Annotated in this window: 3 protein-coding genes and 1 pseudogene; 3 read left to right on the top strand and 1 reads right to left on the bottom strand. The window is 65.7% G+C overall.

The features are described 5' to 3' along the window. Positions 1–200, top strand: a pseudogene (locus ACIKT0_RS15535) (LysR family transcriptional regulator); the annotation flags it as partial. A gap of 583 nt (positions 201–783) precedes the next feature. On the opposite strand, the gene ACIKT0_RS15530 reads toward ACIKT0_RS15535, so the two are convergent. Further along, positions 784–1,260 carry a MarR family winged helix-turn-helix transcriptional regulator gene (locus tag ACIKT0_RS15530; protein ID WP_407106230.1) on the bottom strand — a complete coding sequence of 159 codons (477 nt, stop codon included), beginning with the start codon at positions 1,258–1,260 and terminating at the stop codon, positions 784–786. A gap of 513 nt (positions 1,261–1,773) precedes the next feature. On the opposite strand from ACIKT0_RS15530, the gene ACIKT0_RS15525 reads away from it, so the two are divergent. Together ACIKT0_RS15525 and ACIKT0_RS15520 are read left to right on the top strand one after the other, a co-directional pair. After that, positions 1,774–3,177 (top strand): UbiD family decarboxylase, encoded by a 1,404-nt coding sequence (locus ACIKT0_RS15525; protein ID WP_407106229.1) that lies wholly within the window; start codon positions 1,774–1,776, stop codon positions 3,175–3,177. Next, the coding region (locus ACIKT0_RS15520; RefSeq protein ID WP_407106232.1) for a DUF2390 domain-containing protein at positions 3,174–3,354 on the top strand (181 nt) is incomplete at its 3' end. The genes ACIKT0_RS15525 and ACIKT0_RS15520, both read left to right, overlap by 4 nt.

Genomic DNA, 3,354 nt, shown 5'->3' with positions numbered 1-3,354 from the left:
CCGGCGCCCTCGTGCCGATCCTGCCCGATTATCCGCTCATCTCGACCCAATCCCTTTGGGCGCTCTATCCGAGTTCGCGCGAGCTCGCGCCGAAGGTCCGGGTCATGATCGACTGGCTTGCCCAGCGGTTCGGGCGGCGGCCGTATTGGGACCAAGGTCTGGAAGCAATCTTCGGGGCCGTCCCTGAAACCAGTTCATAAGCGCTGTTACACCCCTTGCTCTCGCGTCCAGCCCTCGAAACGGCGGCTGGGGGAGATTTGGCCGAGCACCTCTTGAGGGCTCAAAACACCTTCACAGCCTCAGAATTGAAGCGCAGGGTAGACAGCGACAAGTACTGACGCCCACCCTTCCCTCCAGCCAGAGACACGGTGATGATGGGACACCGCGAACGCCTGAACGCAGACGAGTGGGATGCCTTTCACCGCAGGTCGCGGCGGCTGCTTTGCGTCTTCTCGCGGCCTGCCGTAGCCGGCAAGACAAAGGCGCGGTTCAACCGACGCGTCAGACGAGAGGCCAAGCGGATCGTCCAGATCGAAGCGACGACGGGCTGACTACGCGGAGCCAGCGCCGATGGATGCTACCCCATCCGAGCCCACGACGGGGCTCCAGTCCCGGCAATCGATCTCTGCTCTTAGGATGGACGGGAGCCGGGATCGGGTACAGCCAGATCAGGTCTTCCCTGAGATCCGGCAGCTTAGACTGCGGCTAGGCGGGCGCGCCCTCGTTCGGTGCACGCCCTCAACGATATCGCGCCCTCCCGGCACGCCGCCGCGCAGGCGAAGGTCAGAGATTGCGGAGCAGCGCGCGTCCGACGTCGTTGTTCGCTTCGACCAGCCGATGCAGCTGGGTGATGAACAGCCGGCGCTCCTCCTCCGGAAGCGGTTCGATGAGCCGGCGATGAGCGCGTTCGAGCGCCTCCTGCATTTCGATGATCAGCGCCTGCCCGGCCTCGGTCAGGTAGCTCCGGCGGATGCGCCGGTCATTCTCGGTCGCCTCGCGCCGCACGAGGCCCCGCGCCTCGAGCCGCGAGAGCACGTTAGACGTCGTCGTTCGATCAATCCCGATGTCCGCCGCGAGCGACACCTGGTCCGCGCCGGGCCGCATCAGGAGCACCTGCAGGACGCTGGATTGCACCGGCGTGGTGCCGTAGGCCTCGCACTCCTGAAGGTAGATCGAGACGTAGATCTGATGGAGGCGGCGGATCATGAAGCCGGGGCGCGCGAACAGCCCCTTGGCCTTCGATTTGGCATGCTCGTTCAACGCGCGCTCCGATGCGTCCCGCAAGTCGCCATCGCTTGCGAAAGTCGTTCCGACTTGTGATCCAACAGAAACCAAGCTCTCCGCCGCCGCTGCCGCCCGTCCGGCTTCGGGCGCCGGCGCTCCCAGAGCCCTGATTCCACGGCCTTTCGGGCTACGGGCGCCTCGGCGGATCCACTATGGCGCAGCCGTCGTCGTCGCGCACCGGGGCGGATTGCGACCGATTTCGGCAGCGGCGCCCAACAAACGAGATTGACGATCTCACAGATCCTCACAATGCTGACGATCGTGAGGACGCCAAGGTGAACGCCTTGGCTCTTCTTTGAACCATATCGTCAGCATACTGACGGTATGGTTTAAAGCGGCATAGGCGAACGTCGCTCATGCCTTCGTGGGCGCATGAGATGACGGCTGCGCAGTGACGGCCCCTGCCGGAGCCGCCCGCCGCCGCACGAAAGGCGAACGACGGTCGGGCCTTGCCGGCTGTGGCTCAGAACGCGCTTCGATGGAGTTGAAGTGAACCACTTCGAGAATGCCGACCGGCAGAGCCTTCGCGGGTTCCTGAACATGGTTCGAGACCGGTTCCCCGATGAGTTCCTGCAGCTTTCCGGCAGGGTTGAGACCCTCTACCAGTCGACCTCGATCGTGTTCGAGCTCGAGCGCGCCGGCCGCAGTCCGGTCGTCATGTTCGACGACATCGGCGGCAAGGGCATGCCTTGCGTCACCAACGTGGCGGCGAGCCGCAAGCTCCTCGCGGCGTGCCTCGACGTCGCCGAGCAGGATCTTCCGACCGTCTTCCGCGATCGCAGCCAGCGCTACCTGCCCTGCGAGACGGTGGACGAGGCCCCTTGGAACGACATCGTTCTTGAAGGCGACGACGTCGACCTGACCAGGCTGCCGATCCCGCATCAGTTCACGGTCGACGCCGCGCCCTACATCACGGCCGGCCAGATCACGGCCCGCGATCCGAACACCGGCGTGGACACCACCGGCTTCCACCGCCTGATGCTCAAGGGCAAGAACCGGCTGGGCGTGTCGCTGCATTCGCGCCGCCGCATGCACGAGTTCCACCGCCGCGCCGAGGAAATGGGCCAGTCATTGCCGGCGGCGATCACCATCGGCGTGCATCCGCTCCATTACATGGGATCGATGACCTACGCCTATCCGCCGCATGTGCGGAAATTCGAGATCATCGGCGGGCTGTTCGGGGAGCCTTATCGGCTCGCGCGGTGCGGCGTGCAGGACCTCGAGGTGCCGGCGGGCGCGGAGATCATCATCGAGGGCGAGATCCTCGCCGATGTGCGCGAGCCCGAGGGGCCCTTCGGCGAGTTCACCGGCTACGCCTCCTACAGGAGCACGCAGAACGTCTTCCTCGCGCATCGGATCAGGATGCGTCGCGACGCCATGTTCCACAGCGTCGTCGCCGGCATGGCGAAGGATCACATCCTGATCTCGTGCATCACCCGCGAGGGCGAGATCCTCAACGCGTTGAAGCGCAACATTCCGAACGTCAAGGCGGTCCACGTGCCGCACTCGACCTGCGGCGCCTTCATGGCGGTGATCTCGCTGAAGAAGATCGCGGAGGGCGAGCCGCAGATGGCGGCGATGGCGGCGCTCAGCACGGAGCTCTACACGAAGTACGTTATCGTCGTGGACGATGACGTCGACATCTTCGACATGAACGACGTCTTCTGGGCCATCGCGACCCGCGTGCGCGCGGAGAAGGACATCTTCTTCGTGCCCGGCTGCAAGGGCGCGATCCTCGACCCGAGCTCGGATCCCGAAAACTTCACGCTTACGAAGATGGGCATCGACGCCACGCGCCCCACCGGCCGCGACTTCGCGGAGCGCCTCGTCATCTCCGACGAGGAGCGGGCGAAAGCCCGGGAGATCCTCGAACGCGCAGGCGTACGGCTCTGAGGGGCGGCCTCCGCGACTTCGCCGTCGCGACCTACGGCGGCGACGGCGTCCAGGCGGCGTGTCTGACGCTGCAGGACGCGCATGGGCTCGACGTCAACGTCGTGCTGTTCGCGGCCTGGGCCGGCGCGGTCGCGGGCCGTGCTCAAGGCGCCGCGGCCAAATGCGCTCTGGCTCTCG

This window comes from Hansschlegelia beijingensis, assembly GCF_045505405.1.
GTDB lineage: Bacteria > Pseudomonadota > Alphaproteobacteria > Rhizobiales > Methylopilaceae > Methylopila > Methylopila beijingensis_A.
Note: the sequence above shows the minus strand (reverse complement) of the source record. Positions and strands in the feature narration are given on the sequence as shown.